This is a genomic window from Lysobacter oculi, assembly GCF_003293695.1.
GTDB lineage: Bacteria > Pseudomonadota > Gammaproteobacteria > Xanthomonadales > Xanthomonadaceae > Solilutibacter > Solilutibacter oculi.
This window is the reverse complement of record NZ_CP029556.1, coordinates 50,586-67,732: the sequence shown is the minus strand read 5'-3', so window position 1 is coordinate 67,732 and position 17,147 is coordinate 50,586. Positions and strand designations below refer to the sequence as shown.

At 69.2% G+C, this 17,147-nt stretch carries 14 protein-coding genes and 1 pseudogene; 4 read left to right on the top strand and 11 right to left on the bottom strand.

All coding sequences use genetic code 11. The features are described 5' to 3' along the window. Positions 1-10 precede the first annotated feature (10 nt). Together DCD74_RS00325 and DCD74_RS00320 are read right to left on the bottom strand one after the other, a co-directional pair. Complete coding sequence (locus DCD74_RS00325) at positions 11-223, bottom strand: YgaP family membrane protein (protein ID WP_112925564.1); 213 nt, start codon at positions 221-223, stop codon at positions 11-13. A gap of 31 nt (positions 224-254) precedes the next feature. Further along, positions 255-1,544: an NAD(P)/FAD-dependent oxidoreductase gene (locus DCD74_RS00320; protein ID WP_112925563.1), complete on the bottom strand. Its 1,290-nt coding sequence runs from the start codon at positions 1,542-1,544 to the stop codon at positions 255-257. A gap of 95 nt (positions 1,545-1,639) precedes the next feature. Between DCD74_RS00320 and DCD74_RS00315 the strand changes: the two genes are divergently transcribed. From DCD74_RS00315 to DCD74_RS00300, 4 genes are read left to right on the top strand one after another with little or no spacing between them, the layout of a single operon-like run. Further along, complete coding sequence (locus DCD74_RS00315; protein WP_112925562.1) at positions 1,640-2,029, top strand: rhodanese-like domain-containing protein; 390 nt, start codon at positions 1,640-1,642, stop codon at positions 2,027-2,029. Further along, positions 2,026-2,352 (top strand): ArsR/SmtB family transcription factor, encoded by a 327-nt coding sequence (locus DCD74_RS00310; protein WP_237049623.1) that lies wholly within the window; start codon positions 2,026-2,028, stop codon positions 2,350-2,352. The genes DCD74_RS00315 and DCD74_RS00310 overlap by 4 nt, the downstream gene beginning before the upstream one ends. Before the next feature lie 25 nt (positions 2,353-2,377). Further along, positions 2,378-3,250 carry an MBL fold metallo-hydrolase gene (locus tag DCD74_RS00305; protein ID WP_112925561.1) on the top strand — a complete coding sequence of 291 codons (873 nt, stop codon included), beginning with the start codon at positions 2,378-2,380 and terminating at the stop codon, positions 3,248-3,250. 25 nt (positions 3,251-3,275) lie between these two features. After that, positions 3,276-5,234: an acetyl-CoA hydrolase/transferase C-terminal domain-containing protein gene (locus DCD74_RS00300; RefSeq protein WP_112925560.1), complete on the top strand. Its 1,959-nt coding sequence runs from the start codon at positions 3,276-3,278 to the stop codon at positions 5,232-5,234. Positions 5,235-5,252: 18 nt separating this feature from the next. On the opposite strand, the gene DCD74_RS00295 is transcribed toward DCD74_RS00300, so the two are convergent. The 9 genes and pseudogenes from DCD74_RS00295 to DCD74_RS00255 all read right to left on the bottom strand — a co-directional run bounded on the left by DCD74_RS00295 (position 5,253) and on the right by DCD74_RS00255 (position 17,130). Further along, positions 5,253-7,274 (bottom strand): M56 family metallopeptidase, encoded by a 2,022-nt coding sequence (locus DCD74_RS00295; RefSeq protein WP_112925559.1) that lies wholly within the window; start codon positions 7,272-7,274, stop codon positions 5,253-5,255. Further along, positions 7,261-7,632 (bottom strand): BlaI/MecI/CopY family transcriptional regulator, encoded by a 372-nt coding sequence (locus tag DCD74_RS00290; protein WP_112925558.1) that lies wholly within the window; start codon positions 7,630-7,632, stop codon positions 7,261-7,263. The genes DCD74_RS00295 and DCD74_RS00290 overlap by 14 nt, the downstream gene beginning before the upstream one ends. A 120-nt stretch (positions 7,633-7,752) precedes the next feature. Beyond that, a pseudogene (gene tkt / locus DCD74_RS00285) lies at positions 7,753-9,738 on the bottom strand (transketolase). Positions 9,739-9,828: 90 nt separating this feature from the next. Then, positions 9,829-11,148: a dicarboxylate/amino acid:cation symporter gene (locus tag DCD74_RS00280; protein ID WP_112925557.1), complete on the bottom strand. Its 1,320-nt coding sequence runs from the start codon at positions 11,146-11,148 to the stop codon at positions 9,829-9,831. Positions 11,149-11,197: 49 nt separating this feature from the next. Continuing rightward, the gene (locus DCD74_RS00275) at positions 11,198-12,946 is read right to left on the bottom strand and encodes a BatD family protein (RefSeq protein ID WP_162615806.1); all 1,749 of its coding nucleotides are present in this window, start codon (positions 12,944-12,946) and stop codon (positions 11,198-11,200) included. Next, complete coding sequence (locus DCD74_RS00270) at positions 12,943-14,835, bottom strand: VWA domain-containing protein (protein WP_237049622.1); 1,893 nt, start codon at positions 14,833-14,835, stop codon at positions 12,943-12,945. Before DCD74_RS00270 ends, DCD74_RS00275 begins: the two co-directional genes overlap by 4 nt. Further along, a complete protein-coding gene (locus DCD74_RS00265; protein ID WP_112927580.1) occupies positions 14,832-15,800 on the bottom strand; it encodes a vWA domain-containing protein in 969 nt (322 codons plus the stop codon). Before DCD74_RS00265 ends, DCD74_RS00270 begins: the two co-directional genes overlap by 4 nt. 44 nt (positions 15,801-15,844) lie before the next feature. Further along, positions 15,845-16,306, bottom strand: a complete 462-nt coding sequence (locus DCD74_RS00260; protein ID WP_112925554.1) for a DUF4381 family protein — start codon at positions 16,304-16,306, stop codon at positions 15,845-15,847. Then, positions 16,306-17,130 carry a DUF58 domain-containing protein gene (locus DCD74_RS00255; RefSeq protein WP_407072216.1) on the bottom strand — a complete coding sequence of 275 codons (825 nt, stop codon included), beginning with the start codon at positions 17,128-17,130 and terminating at the stop codon, positions 16,306-16,308. Before DCD74_RS00255 ends, DCD74_RS00260 begins: the two co-directional genes overlap by 1 nt. Positions 17,131-17,147: the final 17 nt, after the last annotated feature.

The following is a 17,147-nucleotide window of genomic DNA, read 5'->3' as shown; positions in this document are numbered from 1 at the left end:
GGTCCGTCCGTCAGCGGCTGCAGGACGCGGCATCGCCCCGGCCGATGCCGAGCTTGCGCATCACCATCGCCGCCGGGCAGAAGCCGGTGAACGCGGACTGGAACAGGTTGAAGCCGACGAAGGCGGTCAACCAGAAGAAGCCGGGGTGGACGAATTTCGTGAGCGCGAGGCTGACAAGCACCATCACGCCGGCAAAGGCCTGCACGGCACGGTCGAGGGTCATGGAAGTTCTCCGTTGAAGTGGTTGAAGGGATTCAGGACGAACGCTTGACGTCCTTCAGCCGCTCGATGCCGAGCAGGCCGAGGATGTATTTCTCGTAGATCGGTTCCGACGTGCCGTGGCGCATCTTGTAGAGGAAGTACTTCTCGAAGCCGATCTTGGCCAGGTGCACCCAGCGCCCGATCTTGGTCCAGGTGACGTTGCGCGGCGGGATCTGCGGCAGCGCGACGAAGGCGGCGCCGGTGTCGCCCATGTCGGCCAGGCAGACTGCGTTCCAGGTGCCTTCGTAGTCGGGGGTCTCGCCCTTCAGTTCGGCGGCGATGTTGCGCACGATCGTGGTCACCATCGATTCGATCATGAAGCCGGTCTTGGGCGCGCCGGTCGGGATCGGTGTCGCCTCCACCGGCGGGATCGCCACGCACACGCCGGCGGCGAAGATCTTCGGGTACCTCGGGCTGCGCTGGTGCCGGTCCACGATCACGAAGCCACGCGGGTTGTTCAGCCCGTCCACCGCGGCCACCGCATCCACGCCCTTGAACGCCGGCAGCAGCATCGCGAACTTGAACGGCACGTCCTGCGCCTCCAGCGGCTGGCCCTTGGCGTCGTGCGGCAGCACGTCCATCTCGCCTTCGCGGACTTCGGTCACCTTGCTGTTGTCGATCCAGCGGATGTGGCGCTGTCGCAGTTCCGACTCCATCAGGCCCTTCGAGTCGCCGACGCCGCCCAGGCCCATGTGGCCGATGTAGGGCTCGCTGGTGACGAAGGTCATCGGCACCCGGTCGCGCAGCTTTCGCCGGCGCAGGTCGGCATCGACGATCATCGCGAACTCGTAGGCCGGGCCGAAGCAGCTCGCGCCCTGCACCGCGCCGATCACGACCGGGCCCGGATTCTCGAGGAACTTCTGGTACGCGTCCCAGGCGTGCGCGGCATGCGCGGTGGTGCAGACCGACTGCGTGTGGCCGCCTTCCGGACCGGTGCCCGGCACCTCCTCGAAAGCCAACCGCGGGCCGGTGGCGATGACCAGGTAGTCGTAGGCGATGCGTTCGCCCGCGCCGGTGACGATGGCATCGTTGGCTGCGTCGATCGTGTCCACGCCCTCGGGCACGAAGCGGATGCCATGCCGGCCGACGTGTTCCGCGACCGGCAAGGTGACCTCGGAAGGTTGTCGCCAGCCCACCGCCAGCCACGGATTCGACGGGGTGAAGCCGAACGTCGGCCCCTTGCCGACCAGCACCACCTCATGGTCCTTGCCGAGCACGTCGCGGGCCTCGTAGGCCGCGCTCATGCCACCGAGTCCCGCCCCCATCACCACGATCCTGGCCATGGCACCCTCGCCAAACTTGAAGTGAATATAAATTAGCTATTTCTTATATTAGTGTCAAGTGATATTCTGGCCTTCCGTACCGAGAGGACATGCCGATGCCTGCCCTGACCGCTTTCGATCTGGTGGCCGATGCCCGCCAGCGCATCCGAGAAGTCGCCCCGGCGGCCTTCCACGCCAATGCCGGCGATGCCGTGCTGATCGATGTGCGCGAGCCCGCCGAGTTCGACACCGGCCACCTGCCCGGCGCGATCAACATCCCGCGTGGCGTGCTGGAATTCCAGGTCGATGCGCACCCGGCCGTGGCCAACGCGACCGACCCGGCGCTGGCACATCGCGAACGTCCGCTGGTGCTGTATTGCCGCACCGGTGGCCGCGCGGCACTCGCCGCCGACAACCTGCAGAAGCTGGGCTTCGCCGATGTCCGCTCGATCGCCGGTGGCATCGAGGCCTGGCGCGAAGCCGGGCTCCCGGTGGTCACGCGATGAGCGTGGCCCTGCCGATGGATGGCGAAGCGATGCGCCTGCACGCCGCCGATGCCAGCCGCGTGCTGAAGGCGCTGGCCAACGAGAAGCGCCTGCTGCTGCTGTGCCAGCTGGTGGAAGGCGAATGCTCGGTGGGCGAACTCAACGCCCGGGTCGACCTGAGCCAATCGGCGCTTTCCCAGCACCTGGCCGTGCTGCGCGACGAAGGCCTGGTCACCACCCGCCGCGAGGCGCAGACCATCTACTACGCACTGGCCGAAGGTCCGGCGCAGCAGATCCTGGCGACCCTGCACGGGATCTACTGCGGCCCAGCGCCCGCCTGCTGAGCAGGCCTGCACGAGGCATCGATCGATGGATCAGCAGCCGCACGTCCAGCCTTTCCTCCACGCCGACAGCAGCACCTGGAGCTACGTGGTGCACGATCCGGCGACCTGCGCTGCCGCGATCATCGACCCGGTACTCGACTACGACGCGGCCGCCGCACGCACCTCAACCGCCAGCGCGCAGGCGCTCGTGGACTACGTGGCCGCCCACGCACTGAGCGTGGACTGGCTGCTGGAAACCCACGCCCACGCCGACCATCTCTCTGCCGCGCACTGGTTGAAGCACGCCCATTTCCCCGCTGCTCGCATCGCCATCGGTCGCGGCATCACCCGTGTCCAGGACACCTTCCGCGCGATCTACCACCTGGGCGCCGATTTCGCGGTGGATGGCTCGCAGTTCGACCACCTGTTCGATGACGGCGAGCGCTTCGCCATCGGCGGGCTGGAAGCGCGCGTCATCGCCGTGCCGGGCCACACCAGCGACAGCAACGCCTTCCTGATCGGCGATGCACTGTTCACCGGCGACTCGCTGTTCATGCCCGACGGCGGCACCGCGCGCTGCGATTTCCCGGGTGGCGATGCGGCCACGCTGTACCGCTCGATCCAGCGCCTCTATGCGCTGCCGGACGCGACCCGCGTCTTCGTCTGCCACGACTACGCGCCCGGCGGACGCGCGCATGCCTGCGAGACCCGCATCGGCGAGCAGAAGCGCGCCAACATCCACGTCCGCGCGGATACGCCGGAAGCCGACTTCGTCGCCCTGCGCGAAGCCCGCGATGCCACGCTCGACATGCCGAAGCTGATCCTGCCCGCGGTGCAGGTGAATATCCGCGCCGGCGCGTTGCCGGCGCCGGAATCCAACGGCACCCGCTTCCTCAGGATCCCGCTCGACACCCTCTGACCGTGCGCACGCGTATCCTCGCCGGATGCACGCTTCGCTCCTCTCCCTCGAACAGGCCGTCACCGCGCTGCTGGCGCGCATTGAAGGCCCGCTCCGCATCGCCACGCCGCTCGGTCTCGGCAAGCCCAACCGGCTGGTCAACGCGTTGTACGACCACTGCACCGCCCATGCCGAGCGCGCCCTGCATCTCTACACCGCGCTGTCGCTGGACCCGCCCGGCGGCGGCAGCGATCTGGAGAAGCGCTTCCTGGCGCCGTTCGTCGAGCGCCTCTACGGCCAGGACTATCCACGCCTGAAGTACGTGTCGGCGATGCGGCGCGACGCGCTCCCGGCCAACATCGAGGTCGAGGAGTTCTACTTCCAGTCCGGCGCCATGCTGCATTCGCGGCAGGCACAACGCCGCTACGCCAGCCTCAACTACACCCAGGTGGCCGATGCGCTGGCCGACCGCGGCATCAACTGCATCGTGCAGCGGGTGGCCGCGCGCGAAGGCGATGCGCGGCTGTCGCTGTCGTCCAACACCGACCTCACCACCGACACGCTCGCGGCGCTGGCGCGCGCCGGCTTGCCTCGGCCGCTGATGGTGGCGGAGATCGACCCGATGCTGCCGTGGATCGGCCAGCACGCGTTGGTCGATGCCGGCTTCTTCGACCTCGTGGTGGAAGCACCGGCATCGCCGCCGAAGCTGTTCGCGCTGCCGCGGCAGCCGGTGGGCGACATCGACCACGCCATCGGCCTGTACGCCAGCACGCTGGTGCGCGATGGCGGCACGCTGCAGATCGGCATCGGCGCGCTGGCCGACGCGCTCTCGCACGCGCTGGTGCTGCGCCACACCGACAACGCCAGATACCGTGCGGTGCTGCGTGCGCTGGATCCCGGCATCGACACGCATCCGCTGGTGCAGCGCTGGGGCGGGCTCGATCCGTTCGAGCACGGGCTGTACGGCTGCAGCGAGATGATCAACGAGGGCTTCCGCGTGCTGGCCGAGCGCGGCGTGCTGAAGCGCCGGGTGCTGGACGACCTGCCGCTGATGCAGCGCATCGCCGAGGGCAGCGCGTCAGCCGGCGACCACGCGCGGCTGGCGGAACACGGCGACTACCTGCGTGGCGCGTTCTACCTGGGTTCGCCGGCGTTCTACGACTGGCTGCGCGGGCTGGATGAAGCGACGGCCAGCGGCATCGACATGCGCGCGGTCGGCGAGATCAACGCGCTGAGCCGCGACAACGAAGCGCTGGAACGGCTGCAACGGCGCGACGGCCGCTTCTTCAACACCTGCATGATGGCCAGCGCGCTCGGTGCCGCCACCTCCGACGCGCTGGAGGATGGACGCGTCGTCTCGGGCGTGGGCGGTCAGTACAACTTCGTGTCGATGGCGCACGAACTCGACGACGGCCGCTCCGTGCTGATGCTGCGCGCCACCCGCGAATCCGCTGGCAAGGTCAACGGCAACATCGTCTGGGACTACGGCCACACCACCATCGCGCGCCACCTGCGCGACGTCTACATCACCGAATACGGCATCGCCGACGTGCGCGGCAAGGTGGACGAGGATGTGGTGATGGCGATGTGCGGCATCGCCGACACCCTCGACCAGGCGGCACTGGTCGAGGCGGCCAAGCGCGGATTGAAGCTGGACGAAGGCTTCAGCGCGCCTGACGCGTGGTCACGCAACACGGCGGCGCAGGTGCGCGAAGCGCTGGCCCCGTTCCGCGCCGACGGCACCCTGCCCGACTATCCGCTCGGCAGCGATTTCACCGAGGTCGAGCAGCGGCTGGTCAAGGCGCTGTCGCGGCTGAAGTCCGCCACCGCCACGCCCGTGGGCAAGCTGCGCGCCGTGGCTTCCGCGCTGTTCACCGCCGGCGGCACGCGCGATGAGGAAGCGATGAAGCGGATGGGGCTGGATGCGCCGCGCGGCCTCAAGCAGCGCCTGTATGCGCGGTTGCTGGCGAAGGCCTTGCAGGCGGGCACGCGCGACGCTCGCTGAGCGCCGTCGCGTGCGGGATCAGCGATCGAAGCCGGCGAACATCGGGCCCTTGGCGTGGCCGTCCGGCATCACGAAGACAGTGCTTTCGATGTGCAGGCCCGGCCGCGCGATGCCGTCGACACGCACCCAGCGGTAGCCGTTCGCCAGCTTGTAGCGGCTGATCTCCGCACTGCTGGCCGCGCGGCCACCGGCCTTGATCGCGGACGGGTAGCTGTCCACCGAAGCGGCCGCATGCGGCGGGGCCGGCGGCGCGGGCAACGCGGGGGGCGCGGGCATGCGCGCCATGGTGGGGACACGCGGGGGCGACGGGGACGCGGGCGGCGCGACGGCGGGCACAGGGGCCGGCATGCGCGGCACGGCCGGCGGTGACGGCGGCACCGGCGGCGCCGGCACGACATTGAAGTGGAGCGATGTGCCGGCCTGGGCACGGCGGGCCGCATCACGTGCCGCGCGCTCGGCCTCGCGGGCCTGCGCTTCGGCTTCGCGGGCGGCCTGTTCGGCATCGCTCATGGCCTCGTCGGCGGCGTGCCGTGCGTCGCGCTCGGCCTGCCCGGCGGCGAGCTCGGCGTGGCGGCTGGCTTCCTCCGCGGCGGCGGCGGCATCGCGGGCGGCGGCCTCGGCGTCACGGGCGGCTTCGTCGGCGGCGCGTCCGGCTTCGGCCGCGGCCTTTTCGGCTTCATCGATCACCCCGCGCGTTTCGGCGCTCAACGGCCCGACGCGCAGGTGCAGGTCGATGCCCTTGAAGCCGCCGCCTCGTACTTCCTCACCCACCTGCACGCGCGCCTCCTTGCCCGGACTCACGATCAACACCGGGTTCGCCAGCGGCTGCGCGGTGCCATTGCGGAACAGCTGCAGCGAAGTGCGGTAGGCCGGCTGGCCCTGGTGAGTCACCGGTTCCACGCGGCCCTGCAGGGTGAGTTGGCCCGAGGCGCTGCCGGTGGTCGCGGTGAAGGATTGATTGGCGGCGGTGGCGATCACCAGTTCGCTCGGCTTGCCGCCATCGACCTGCAGCTGTATGGCCAGTTCGATGTCGGCCGGCCTGTCGGATGACTGCGAGACCTGCACCGAGCGCGTGCGCGGCATCACCGCGACCGCCGGGGGCTGCGCCTGCGACTGTTTGGCCGGCGCCATCACGAAGCGTTCGGGCTGCGCCGACCAGGCCGCGAAACCGGTGGCCGCGATACCGGCCACGACCAGCGCCACGCCGGCACGTTGCCAGCCGCGGGCGGGCATTTTCTGCGTCATCTGCATGATGCGTTCCTTCAGGGGATGGGTCGCGCCCCAGTGACAACCGAGGGGCAAGGGATGGGCGATGGCCTGCGCCTTCAGCATCGCTTCGGCGTAGGGCCGCGCGCTGCCGGGTTGGGCGGCCAGGATGCGGGCGTCGCAGGCCAGCTCCTGGTCGTGGCGCAGGCGGCTGGCGCACAGGTGGGCCAGCGGGTTGAACCAGAACAGGGCGCGGAGCAGCGCGGCGAAGGCATTGATCCAGGCGTCGCCACGACGCAGGTGGATGCGCTCGTGCAGGACCATCAGCTCGCGCTGGCGGGCATCGAAGCGTTCGCCGATGTCGGCCGGCAGCACGATCACCGGCCGCCACAGCCCCACCAGCGCCGGCAGCCCGGCCGCATGTTCGGCACGCCACAGCCGTGCATCGGCATCGACGCATTCCAGCCGGCCCAGCCCGCGCTCGAAGCGCGTCTGTTGCCAATGGAACCAGGCCGCCAATGCGCACGCACCCAGCGCCCACGCGGCGAGCAGCCACGGTTCGACATCCCAGCCCGTCGGCAGATCGACGGCGGCGAAGGGCGCGGCCTCGATCCTGGACGGGGCCTGCAGCACGGTCGGCAGGTCGATGACGCGGGTGCGGCCCGGCAACAGGTTGGCCAAGAGTGCCGCCGGCACCAGCCACCACAGCCCGTAGGCGGCGCCGGCCCCGAAATGGCGGCGCACCGGCGCGCGCAGCAGGCAGACGGCGAGCATCGCCGCGCTGCTGGTCCAGGTGGCCAGCCAGAGTTTCGACAGCAGGTCAGTCGCGTCCATCGCCCAGCTCCTCGATCAGCCGCCGCAGTTCGGCGACATCGGCCTTCGACAGTTTCTTGTGTTGCGAGAAATGCGCGACCAGCGGCGCGACCCGGCCATCGAACAGGCGGTCGAGCAGGCTGCCGCTTTCTTCCAGCACCCAGTCCTCGCGCCGCAGCACCGGCGCGTACAGGTAGCGGCGGCCATCGCGCTCGGCATTGATCGCGCCCTTGTTGAGCAGGCGGTTGAGCAGGGTCTTGATGGTGGCTTCCTGCCAGTCCTGGGCATCGGCCAGGGCGGCCACCACCTCCTCGGACGTGCGCGGGTGGCGCGCCCAGAGGATTTCCATCACCACCGATTCGGCTTCGCTGATCTGCATTGTTTACATCCGTAATTTGAATTGAAATTACAGCTGTAAATTTTCGATGTCAAGCGTCCGGCGTCGAAAAGGAAAACGGCACCCGCAGGTGCCGTTTCGAAGTGGCGATGCGAAGCCGGCTCAGCCCAGCGCGCGCGCCGCCTGCACCACCGCGTCCACGCTGAAACCGAAGTGCTTGAACAGCGCGTCGGCCGGCGCGGATGCGCCATAGCCATGCATGCCGACGACCGCGCCATCCAGCCCCACGTACTTGCGCCAGAAGTCGGCGGTGCCGGCTTCGATGGCGACGCGCTTGCGGCAGGCGTTGGGCAGCACGGCTTCGCGGTAGCCGGCGTCCTGGCGGTCGAAGACGTCGGTGGACGGCATCGACACCACGCGCACGCCCTCGCCCAGCTGGGCGGCGGCCTGCATCGCCAGATCCACTTCGGAACCGGTGGCGATGAGGATGATCTGCGGCGCGCCCACGCTGTCCTTCAGCACGTAGCCGCCGCGCGCGATGTTGCGCAGCTGCTCGCCGTCGCGCGGCTGGTGGGCCAGGTTCTGGCGGCTGAAGACCAGGCAGCTCGGGCCGTCCTTGCGCTCGATGGCGGCGCGCCAGCTCACCGCCGATTCCACCGCGTCGCACGGGCGCCAGACATCGTTGTTCGGGATATAGCGCAGGGATGCGAGGTGTTCGATGGGCTGGTGGGTCGGGCCGTCCTCGCCCAGGCCGATGGAGTCGTGGGTGTACACGTGCACGGCATGCGCGCCCATCAGCGCGCTCATGCGCACGGCGTTGCGCGCGTAGTCGCTGAAGACCAGGAAGGTGGCGTCGTAGGGGATGAAGCCGCCGTGCAGCGTCATGCCGTTGCTGATCGCGGTCATGCCGAACTCGCGCACGCCGAAATAGATGTAGTTGGCGTTGGCGTCGTCACCGTTCGCATCCTTGCTGCCGCTCCACAGCGTCAGGTTGGAATGCGCCAGGTCCGCCGAGCCGCCGACCAGTTCCGGCAGGTGCGGCGCGAAGGCTTCGATCGCCATCTGCGAGGCCTTGCGGCTGGCGACGACCGGGCCGTTCCTCCTGCAATTTGGCGATATAGGCATCGGCCTCGCCGGCGAAACCCTGCGGCAGTTCGCCGGCCATGCGGCGGCTGTATTCCGCGGCCAGTTCCGGGTGCGCCTGCGCGTAGGCGTCGAACAGCGCCTGCCAGTCGGCCTCGTGCTTCGCGCCGGCTTCGCGCGCGTTCCACGCGGACGCGATCTCCGCGGGGATCTCGAACGGCGCGTACTTCCATTCCAGCCCTTCGCGGGTCAGCGCGATCTCGTCCTTAGCGGCGCGCCGTGGCTGGATTCCTTGCCGGCCTTGTTGGGTGACCCGAAACCGATGGTCGTGCGGCAGCAGATCAGCACCGGCTTCTCGGACTTGAGCGCGGTCTGGATGGCGGTCTCGATCTCCTTCGGATCGTGGCCGTTGACGTTGCGCACCACGGTCCAGCCGTAGGCCTCGAAGCGCGCCGGCGTGTCGTCGGTGAACCAGCCCTGCACGTTGCCGTCGATGCTGATGCTGTTGTCGTCCCAGAACGCGACCAGCTTGTTCAACTTCCACGTGCCGGCGAGCGAGGCGACCTCGTGCGAGACGCCTTCCATCAGGCAGCCGTCGCCCATGAACACCCAGGTGCGGTGGTCGACGACATCGAAACCTTCGCGGTTGAAGCGACGCGCCAGCAGCTTCTCGGCCAGCGCCATGCCGACCGCATTGGCGAGACCCTGCCCCAGTGGGCCGGTGGTGGTTTCCACGCCCGGCGTCATGAAGTTCTCGGGGTGGCCCGGCGTCTTCGATTCGAACTGGCGGAAGGCCTTCAGGTCGTCGATGGAGAGGTCATAGCCGGCCAGGTGCAGCAGGCCGTACTGCAGCATCGAGCCATGGCCGTTGCTGAGGATGAAGCGGTCGCGGTTGAGCCACTTCGGGTTGGCCGGGTTGTGGCGGTGATGGTCGCGCCACAGCACTTCGGCGATGTCGGCCATGCCCATCGGCATGCCCGGATGCCCGGAATTGGCTGCTTGCACGGCATCGATGGCGAGGAAGCGGAGCGCGTTGGCGAGATCGCGGCGGCTGGGCTGCGTCATGATTTTCGTGGGGAAGACGCCCGCGGACCGGGGCGGCCCATTGTCCCACACCCGATCCGCCGGGCCGACCCCGGCACGCGCGGGTTTGCGTCAGCCCAGGTCCTCCAGCGCCGATTCCGGCACCGCGTCGTCGTTCTCGCCCTTCGACACCACCGCGGCCAGCATCAGGTCGCCGGTCACGTTGAGCGTGGTGCGGCACATGTCGAGGAAGCGGTCCACGCCGAGGATCAGGCCGATGCCTTCCGGCGGCACGCCCACCATCCCGCAGATCAACGCCACCACCGGCAGCGAGCCGGCCGGCACGCCGGCGGTGCCGATGCCACCGAGGATGCAGACGAACATCACCGTCACCTGCTGCATCAGCGTCAGGTCCACGCCGAAGAACTGGGCGAGGAACAGCACCGTCACGCCTTCGAACAGCGCCGTGCCATTCTGGTTGGCGGTGGCACCGACCGTGAGCACGAAGCGCGAGATCTTGCGCGGCAGCTTGAGCTTGTCTTCCGCCACGCGCAGCGAGACCGGCAACGTCGCGTTGCTGGAGGCGGTGGAGAACGCCATCACCATCGCTTCCTGCGAGCCCTTGAAGAACCGTGCCGGCGACCAGCCGCCGAGGAACTTCAGCATCAGCGAATAGACCACGAACATGTGGATCGCCAACGCCAGCACGACCACGCCGACATAGGCGCCGAGCGAGCGCAGCAGGTCCCAGCCGAACAGCGCGGCCAGGTTGAACATGAAGCAGAACACCGCGTACGGCGCGAGGCGGATGACCAGGCCGATCAGCGTCATCGACACCTCGAACAGGCCCTGGATGCCGGACAGCAGCGTCTGCGTGGCCTTGCTGCGCGTCAGCACCAGGCCGATGCCGAGCATCAGCGCGAAGAACATGACGGCGAGGATGGTGTTCTCGGCGGCGGCCTTGACCACGTTGTCCGGCACGATCGACACCAGCATGTCGAGGCCCTTCGGCTGCTCGCTGCTGCTGCCGACGATCGCGCTGGCGCGTTCGGAGCCCTGCGCCAGCATCTGCTGCGCGGCCACCGGGTCCACGCCCGCGCCCGGCTTCAATACATTGACCAGCACCAGGCCCAGCAGCACCGCGATGCCGCTCGCGATGATGGTGTAGCCCAGCGTCTTCCAGCCCACGCGCCCGAGCGCGCGCACATCGCCCATCTCGGCCACGCCCATCACCAGCGCCGAGAACAGCAGCGGGATCACCAGCATGAAGATGAGCCGCAGGAACAGCGTGCCGACGGGCTGGGTGACGTAGTCGGTCAGCGCCTTCACCCACGGCAGGTCGGCACCGCCGAGCGCATGCGCGATCAGGCCCAGCACCAGGCCGGCGGCGAAACCGATCGCCATCTTCCAGTGCAAGGGCAGGCGTTTTTTCTGCGTGGCGTCGTTGTTCATGCGGCCCCCGGAGTGAGGCCGGGAGCTTAGCAAATCGGGTTTCCGCGCCTCAGCGCTCCGGATACAGCGGCGGCAGCAAGGGCTTCGGCGCCTTGCCCGGCGTTCGCCACGACGGGCCACGTGTGAATGCGCGCTTCAATTGCCGGCGCACGGCTTCCGCATCGCCATCGCCCCAGAGCGCGCGCTCCAGTTGCGATGTGGCTTCGGCCTGCGCCGGATCGGCCAGCCGTGCGCGCGCCTCGGCCAGCGTGGCGACGGCGGGGGTCGCCAGCTGCGGCAACGTGCGGGCGACGGCGGCCAGGTCGCCGGTCTCGATGGCGCGGCGGAAATCCTTCGCATGCCGCGCGGCTTCGGCGGCGATGCGGCCCTGGTCGGGCTTGTGGATGGGGGATGACGAGGCGGGTGCATCGCGTGCGGTGTGCGTGTCCGCGGGTGCGGGGGATGTCGCTTCATCATCCCTTCCGCCATGCGCACGACGCCGCAGCATCCAGACCAGCGCCGCGGCCATCAACAGCGTGAGCGCGGCGAAGGCCGGCCACATCATGCGATTGCCGAACGACCATCGACTGGGCGCATCGGTTGCGGATGACTTGGTTGAATCGGCCTGCGTCGATGGGGGGGCCGGCGCGGCGTAACGGCCCAGCCCGGGCGCGACCCGCACCGTCATCTCCGGCACCTGGGCGCGCCGCAGTGCATCCGCCGCGACATCCCACCAATCCACCGGCGCGATCTGCAACCGCAACGTGCCCGCGTGCTGCGGCACGATCGAGAAACGCCGCGTCAGCAACACCTGCGGCCGCCCGCTGGCGAAGTTCTCCGCCGGCTGCGCGGGCTCGGGAAATATCTGCGCACCGTCACCGGTCAGCGTGAGCTCGGGCAACTGTGCGGCGGTCGCGCCATCGGCACGCAGCTCGACCACGACATCGAAGGCCTCGCCGGCGCGGGCCTGCCTGGGCGGCGAAGGCACCCGCATCGTCACGCTGCGCGCGGGCAGCCACGGCTGTGCGGCGTTGGCAGGGATCGGCCGTACCTTCAGCGTGCGCGCCGGCGCCTGCGCGGAAACCGATTCCCGCGCATCGCCGAACAGCCCGTCGATGAAATCGCCCGAGGCCTCGCCGTTGAAACTCGCGCGCGGCAAGCGCAGCAGGCCACTGCGCTCCGGCACCAGCAGGTAGTGGCGTTCGAGCACCTGGTACTGGCGGCCACCGACCACCTGCACGCTGCGCGCATCGCTGCCGACCGGTTGCAGACTGCCGCCGCTGGCCGGTTCGGGCTGGCGGAACTCGCCGTTGTAGAGATCGATGGCGTAATGCAGGCGCACGGTGACGCCGACCGCCTGCTGCACGTAGGGCGTGTCGTCGTCGAACACGGTGTCGATGAAGACAGGGCCGCCCGCCTGCGTGGACGCGGTGCTGGCCCGCGCGGGTGCGCTCGGCGATGCACCCTGCGTCACCTCCAGCAGCAGCGGCGCGGTGCGCTGGTTGCCGATGGCGAGCGCGGGAATACGCAGCATGCCGGCGCGGCGCGGGCGCAGTTGCACGCGCAATGTCTGCGAGGTGCGCAGGCCGCCGTTCTCGATGCTGAGCTGGCGCGCGCTGTCGATGCCGCCGACTTCGAAATCATTGCGCAGCGGCGCAAGGTCGGGCGATGCGATGGGCTGGTCGGTCTCGATGCTCAGCGTCACCGCATCACCCAGCGCGACGGCATCACGCGAGAGGGTGACGCGGGTATCGGCCAGCGCCGGCCACGCCAGCACCAGGCCGAGCAGCAGCATGCAGCAACGCCGCGCGAGGCTCACCAGTCCTCTCCCATGCGACGGCGCTGGTGTTCGATCCAGAACTTCTGCCGCAGCCAGTCACCCGGGGTATCCGGCACACGGCGCAGCCAGGCATCGACGGCTTCGCGCTTTTCACGCTCGGCGGCCGATTCGATGGCGACGGTTGCCTTGCCCTTTGCTTGCGATGCCGGTTTCTGACCTGCACGGGCCTGCGCGGCGAATTCCCGCTGCATGCGCTCGCGCTGGGCCTGCTCGGCGGCGCGCTGGGCGGCTGCATTCCCAGGCTTGCTCGGCGATGGCTGCGGCTGGCCGTTGCGCGGGTTGCCCTGCGCGTCGCGGGATTGTGGTTGGCCGGGTTTGGGTTGCTGTTGCTGTTGCTGTTGCTGTTGCTGTTGCTGTTGCTGTTGCTGTTGCTGTTGCTGTTGCTGTTGCTGTTGCTGTTGCTGTTGCTGTTGCTGTTGCTGTTGCTGTTGCTGTTGCTGTTGCTGTTGCTGTTGCTGTTGCTGTTGCTGTTGCTGTTGCCGGCCCGGCTTCTGGTCCTGCTGCTTGCCATCCTTCCCTTGCCCGTTCTGCTTGCCGTCCTGTTTCTGCTGGCGCTGACGCGCCTGGGCTTTCTCCACTGCGGCACGGTTCTCGCGCGCATCAGGCAGCTTCGGGTTGGCGGCGAGGGCGCGGTCGTAGGCGGCGATGGCTTCGTCGTAGCGCCCGGCCTTGGCCAGCGCATTGCCGCGGTTGTACTGCGCTTCGGCACCCGGCACGCGGGCGTAGGCCTGCGCGGCCTCGTCGAACTTTCCGGCGCGATAGGCGCGGTCACCCGCCTCCATCGCACGATGCTGCTGCTGGTCGGCACGCAGCCACCAGCCGCCTGCTTCGCCCGCATCCTGCGCGAACGCCGGATGCGGCGACATCACGCCTACCATCAACACGAACGCCAGCACCGCCACTGCGCCACGCCGCCGGAATGCCCACAGCGAGAGCAGCATCAGCGGCAGCAGCAGCCAATACCCATCGTCCTGCCAGGCCAGGCCGCGCTTGCCGCGCACCGCACCGGCATCGCCATCCCCCGCATCCAGCAGCCCAAGCGCGCGCAGGTCACTGTCGTCGGCGCTGAGTTCCGCGTATCGGCCACCACCGGCAGTCGCCATCGCCCGCAACGAGGCCGCATCCAGCTTCACCCGCTGCACATCGCCATCGCGGCCACGCACTTCGCCGCCCTGCGCGCTGCCAAGCCCGATCGCCGACACCCGAAATCCCGCAGCCATCGCCTTGCGCGCCGCGGCCGTCGCATCGCCATCCGCATGGTCGGTGATCAGCACGATGTCGCCGCGTGTCGCGCCGCCCTGCTGCATCAATTGCGTGGAGAACGCGATGGCGCGCGCTGGATCCTGGCCATCGACCGGCATGATCTCGGGCGCCAGCGAGTCGATGAAGAGCGCGACGTTCGCGCCATCCTCGGTGAGTGGCGTGACCGCGTGCGCATCGTCGGCATACGCGACCAAGCCCACCAGGCCATCGGGCCGCGCGTCCAGCAATTGCCGCAGCTTGGCGCGCGCCTGCAACAGGCGCGAGGGCGGCAGATCGCGCGCGTTCGTCGCGCTGGAGAGGTCGAGCGCGACCACCAACGCACGGCCGTTCTGCCACAGCGGCTGCGGCTGTTGCCGCCACGCCGGCCCCGCCAAAGCCAGTACCGCGAGCGCGAGTGCCAACAGCCAGGGCCAGCGCGTTTCGCGATGATCACCACGCCCCCCCCCCTCGAGCACATGCGGGCGCAGATGCGGGTCGATGCGGCCTTTCCAGACATCCACGCGCGCGTTGCGACGGCGCATCCACAACCATGCCAGCGGCAAGGCCAGCAACAGCCACAACCATTCCGGGCGGACGAAATGCAGCGACAGCGCATCGAGGCTCATGTGCGCCTCCGCAACCGTGACCATGCAGCGGCGAGCATCGCCACCGCCATCGCAGCGAGCAGCCAGCGCCAGTAGTGTTCGATGCGCGGGCGCACCACGCGGCCTTCGCGCTTCACCGGCTCGAGCTTGTCGATCTCGGTATAGATGTCGGCCAACGAGCGCGTGTCGCGGGCGCGGAAGAACCGGCCGCCCGTGGTCGCCGCCACTTCGCGCAGCGTGTCTTCGTCGATGCCGTCCTGCATGCCCGGCACCGGGATCCGCATGCCGAACATCGACATGCTCGCGCCCTCGCCGCCGAACGCGATGGCGTGGATGCGCACGTGTTCGGCCTGCGCCAATTCGGCGGCTTTCTGTGGCGTCAGCGTACCGGCGGTGTTCTCACCATCGGTGAGCAGGATCAACACGCGATGCTCGGCCGGCTGCGCACGCAGGCGCTTCACCGCCAGACCGATGGAGTCACCGATGGCGGTCTCGCGTCCGGCCATGCCGACCATCGCATCGCGCAACTGCCGGCGCACGCTCTCGCGGTCGAGCGTCAGTGGCGACACCGCATAGGCGCGCTGGCCGAACACGATCAGGCCGATGCGATCACTGGCGCGGCGATCAAGGAAGTCCGCCAGCACGGCTTTCGCCGCGGTGAGGCGGTCGACGGCCTGCCCGCCCAGTTCCATGTCCGGCTCTTCCATGCTGCCGGAGAGATCGACGGCGAGCATCAGGTCGCGCCCGCTCTGCGGCGGCGCCTGCGCGGGACCCAGCGTCTGCGGTCGCGCGGCGGCGATGCACAGCAGCGCCCATGCCAGCAGCGCGAGCACGTTGAGGCCACGCATCCGCCCGCTGCCGGCAACACCGGGCACCGCATGCAGGCGTGACTCCGCCTGCGGCAGCTTCAACGCGGGTGCTCCACTGTCGCGACGCGCCGGCAACCACCACCATGCGAGCAGCGGCAGCGGCAACGCGGCCAGCATCCACGGCCAGGCGAAATATTCGAGCAGGGACGACCACAACGCGCTCACTTCGCCGCGCCCATCCACTGCAGGAAGCGCGTGCGCGCGGCAGTGCGCAACACGTCCAGATCATGCGGGTCGATGTCGCGGCGATAGCCGCCTTCGAGCATCAGCCTGCCGATGTTGGACTGGAACAAGGGCGTCTTGGCCCCTTCGTCCAGCGCGGCGAGCCACGCGGCGTCATCCAGCACATCGGCATCATCGCGATGACGACGCGCGGCGCGACGCAGCAGCGATGACATCGCCGCGACCTGAGCGGGCCCATCGCCGGCTTCACCCATCGCCTCATCGAACAGCGCTTCGATGGCTTGGCGATGACGACGCCGGCGTCGCATCCACCAGGCCATCGCAATACCTGCGATGACGACGAGCGCGAACACGATCCACCAGCCCGGCGCCGGCGGCCACCACGACGGCGGCGGCACGCGATGGATGTCGCGGAGGACGATGTCGGGTGCGGGCTGCATCAGGCCACCTCGCGCCGACGCGGCGCCGGCAACCAGGATGCACTGTCGGCGTCCGCCGGCAGTTCGATGGCACGGATGCCGCGCGCCTTGAGCAACGCCGTCGCCTCATCAAGCGGCATCGAAAAATCCTTCGACCACTGCGCGCGCTGCGCCTTGCCGGCCAGGTCGAGTTCGATGCGCGACCCCGCCGTGGCGAACGGCAGGCGTGCCGAAGGTGGTTGCTGCTCGAACGTGTCGGTGAGCAGCAGCGCGATTACTTCGTTGTGGCGCGACAGCGCGGCCCAGCGCGCGGGCTCGACCGCGAGGATGCTCGCCGGTTCCGCCAACAGCACGATCCGCGTGCCCGGCCGCGAAACACGCAATGCATGGTCGATGGCGACCGGCAGCCCGGCGTCGTCATCGGGCGGCGCGGTGTACCAGCGGCGCAGGGTTTCAAGCACGCGCATCGCTGCCTTCATCCCGCCAGCGGGTGCGATCGGCGGCTCACGCAGCGAGCCGCGCAGCGCCGCGATGCGGTCGCCATCGCGCAACGCTGCCCACGCTGCCACCGCACCGGCACGCGCGGCCTGCACCGATTTGAAGCGCACGCGGGTGCCGAAATACAGCGCCGGCGATGTGTCGGCGACGATCAGGGTGAGTCGGTCGCGCTCGGCCTGGAACAGCTTGGTGTGCGCACGGCCACTGCGCGCGGTGAGCCGCCAGTCGATGTGGCGGGCATCATCACCGGCCACGTATTCGCGCGATTCCGCGTATTCCATACCGCGACCACGCAGCGGTGACAGCGCGATGCCGCTTGCGCCAAGACGTCCGCGCCGCGCCGGCATGCGCCCCTGCACCGCTT

Coding starts and splice junctions, on each gene's coding strand:
- DCD74_RS00325 (WP_112925564.1), bottom strand. CDS start 223: ATGACCCTCGACCGTGCCGTGCAGGCCTTTGCCGGCGTGATGGTGCTT.
- DCD74_RS00320 (WP_112925563.1), bottom strand. CDS start 1,544: ATGGCCAGGATCGTGGTGATGGGGGCGGGACTCGGTGGCATGAGCGCG.
- DCD74_RS00315 (WP_112925562.1), top strand. CDS start 1,640: ATGCCTGCCCTGACCGCTTTCGATCTGGTGGCCGATGCCCGCCAGCGC.
- DCD74_RS00310 (WP_237049623.1), top strand. CDS start 2,026: ATGAGCGTGGCCCTGCCGATGGATGGCGAAGCGATGCGCCTGCACGCC.
- DCD74_RS00305 (WP_112925561.1), top strand. CDS start 2,378: ATGGATCAGCAGCCGCACGTCCAGCCTTTCCTCCACGCCGACAGCAGC.
- DCD74_RS00300 (WP_112925560.1), top strand. CDS start 3,276: ATGCACGCTTCGCTCCTCTCCCTCGAACAGGCCGTCACCGCGCTGCTG.
- DCD74_RS00295 (WP_112925559.1), bottom strand. CDS start 7,274: ATGGACGCGACTGACCTGCTGTCGAAACTCTGGCTGGCCACCTGGACC.
- DCD74_RS00290 (WP_112925558.1), bottom strand. CDS start 7,632: ATGCAGATCAGCGAAGCCGAATCGGTGGTGATGGAAATCCTCTGGGCG.
- DCD74_RS00280 (WP_112925557.1), bottom strand. CDS start 11,148: ATGAACAACGACGCCACGCAGAAAAAACGCCTGCCCTTGCACTGGAAG.
- DCD74_RS00270 (WP_237049622.1), bottom strand. CDS start 14,835: ATGAGCCTCGATGCGCTGTCGCTGCATTTCGTCCGCCCGGAATGGTTG.
- DCD74_RS00265 (WP_112927580.1), bottom strand. CDS start 15,800: ATGCTGGCCGCGTTGCCGCTGCCGCTGCTCGCATGGTGGTGGTTGCCG.
- DCD74_RS00260 (WP_112925554.1), bottom strand. CDS start 16,306: ATGCAGCCCGCACCCGACATCGTCCTCCGCGACATCCATCGCGTGCCG.
- DCD74_RS00255 (WP_407072216.1), bottom strand. CDS start 17,130: ATGCCGGCGCGGCGCGGACGTCTTGGCGCAAGCGGCATCGCGCTGTCA.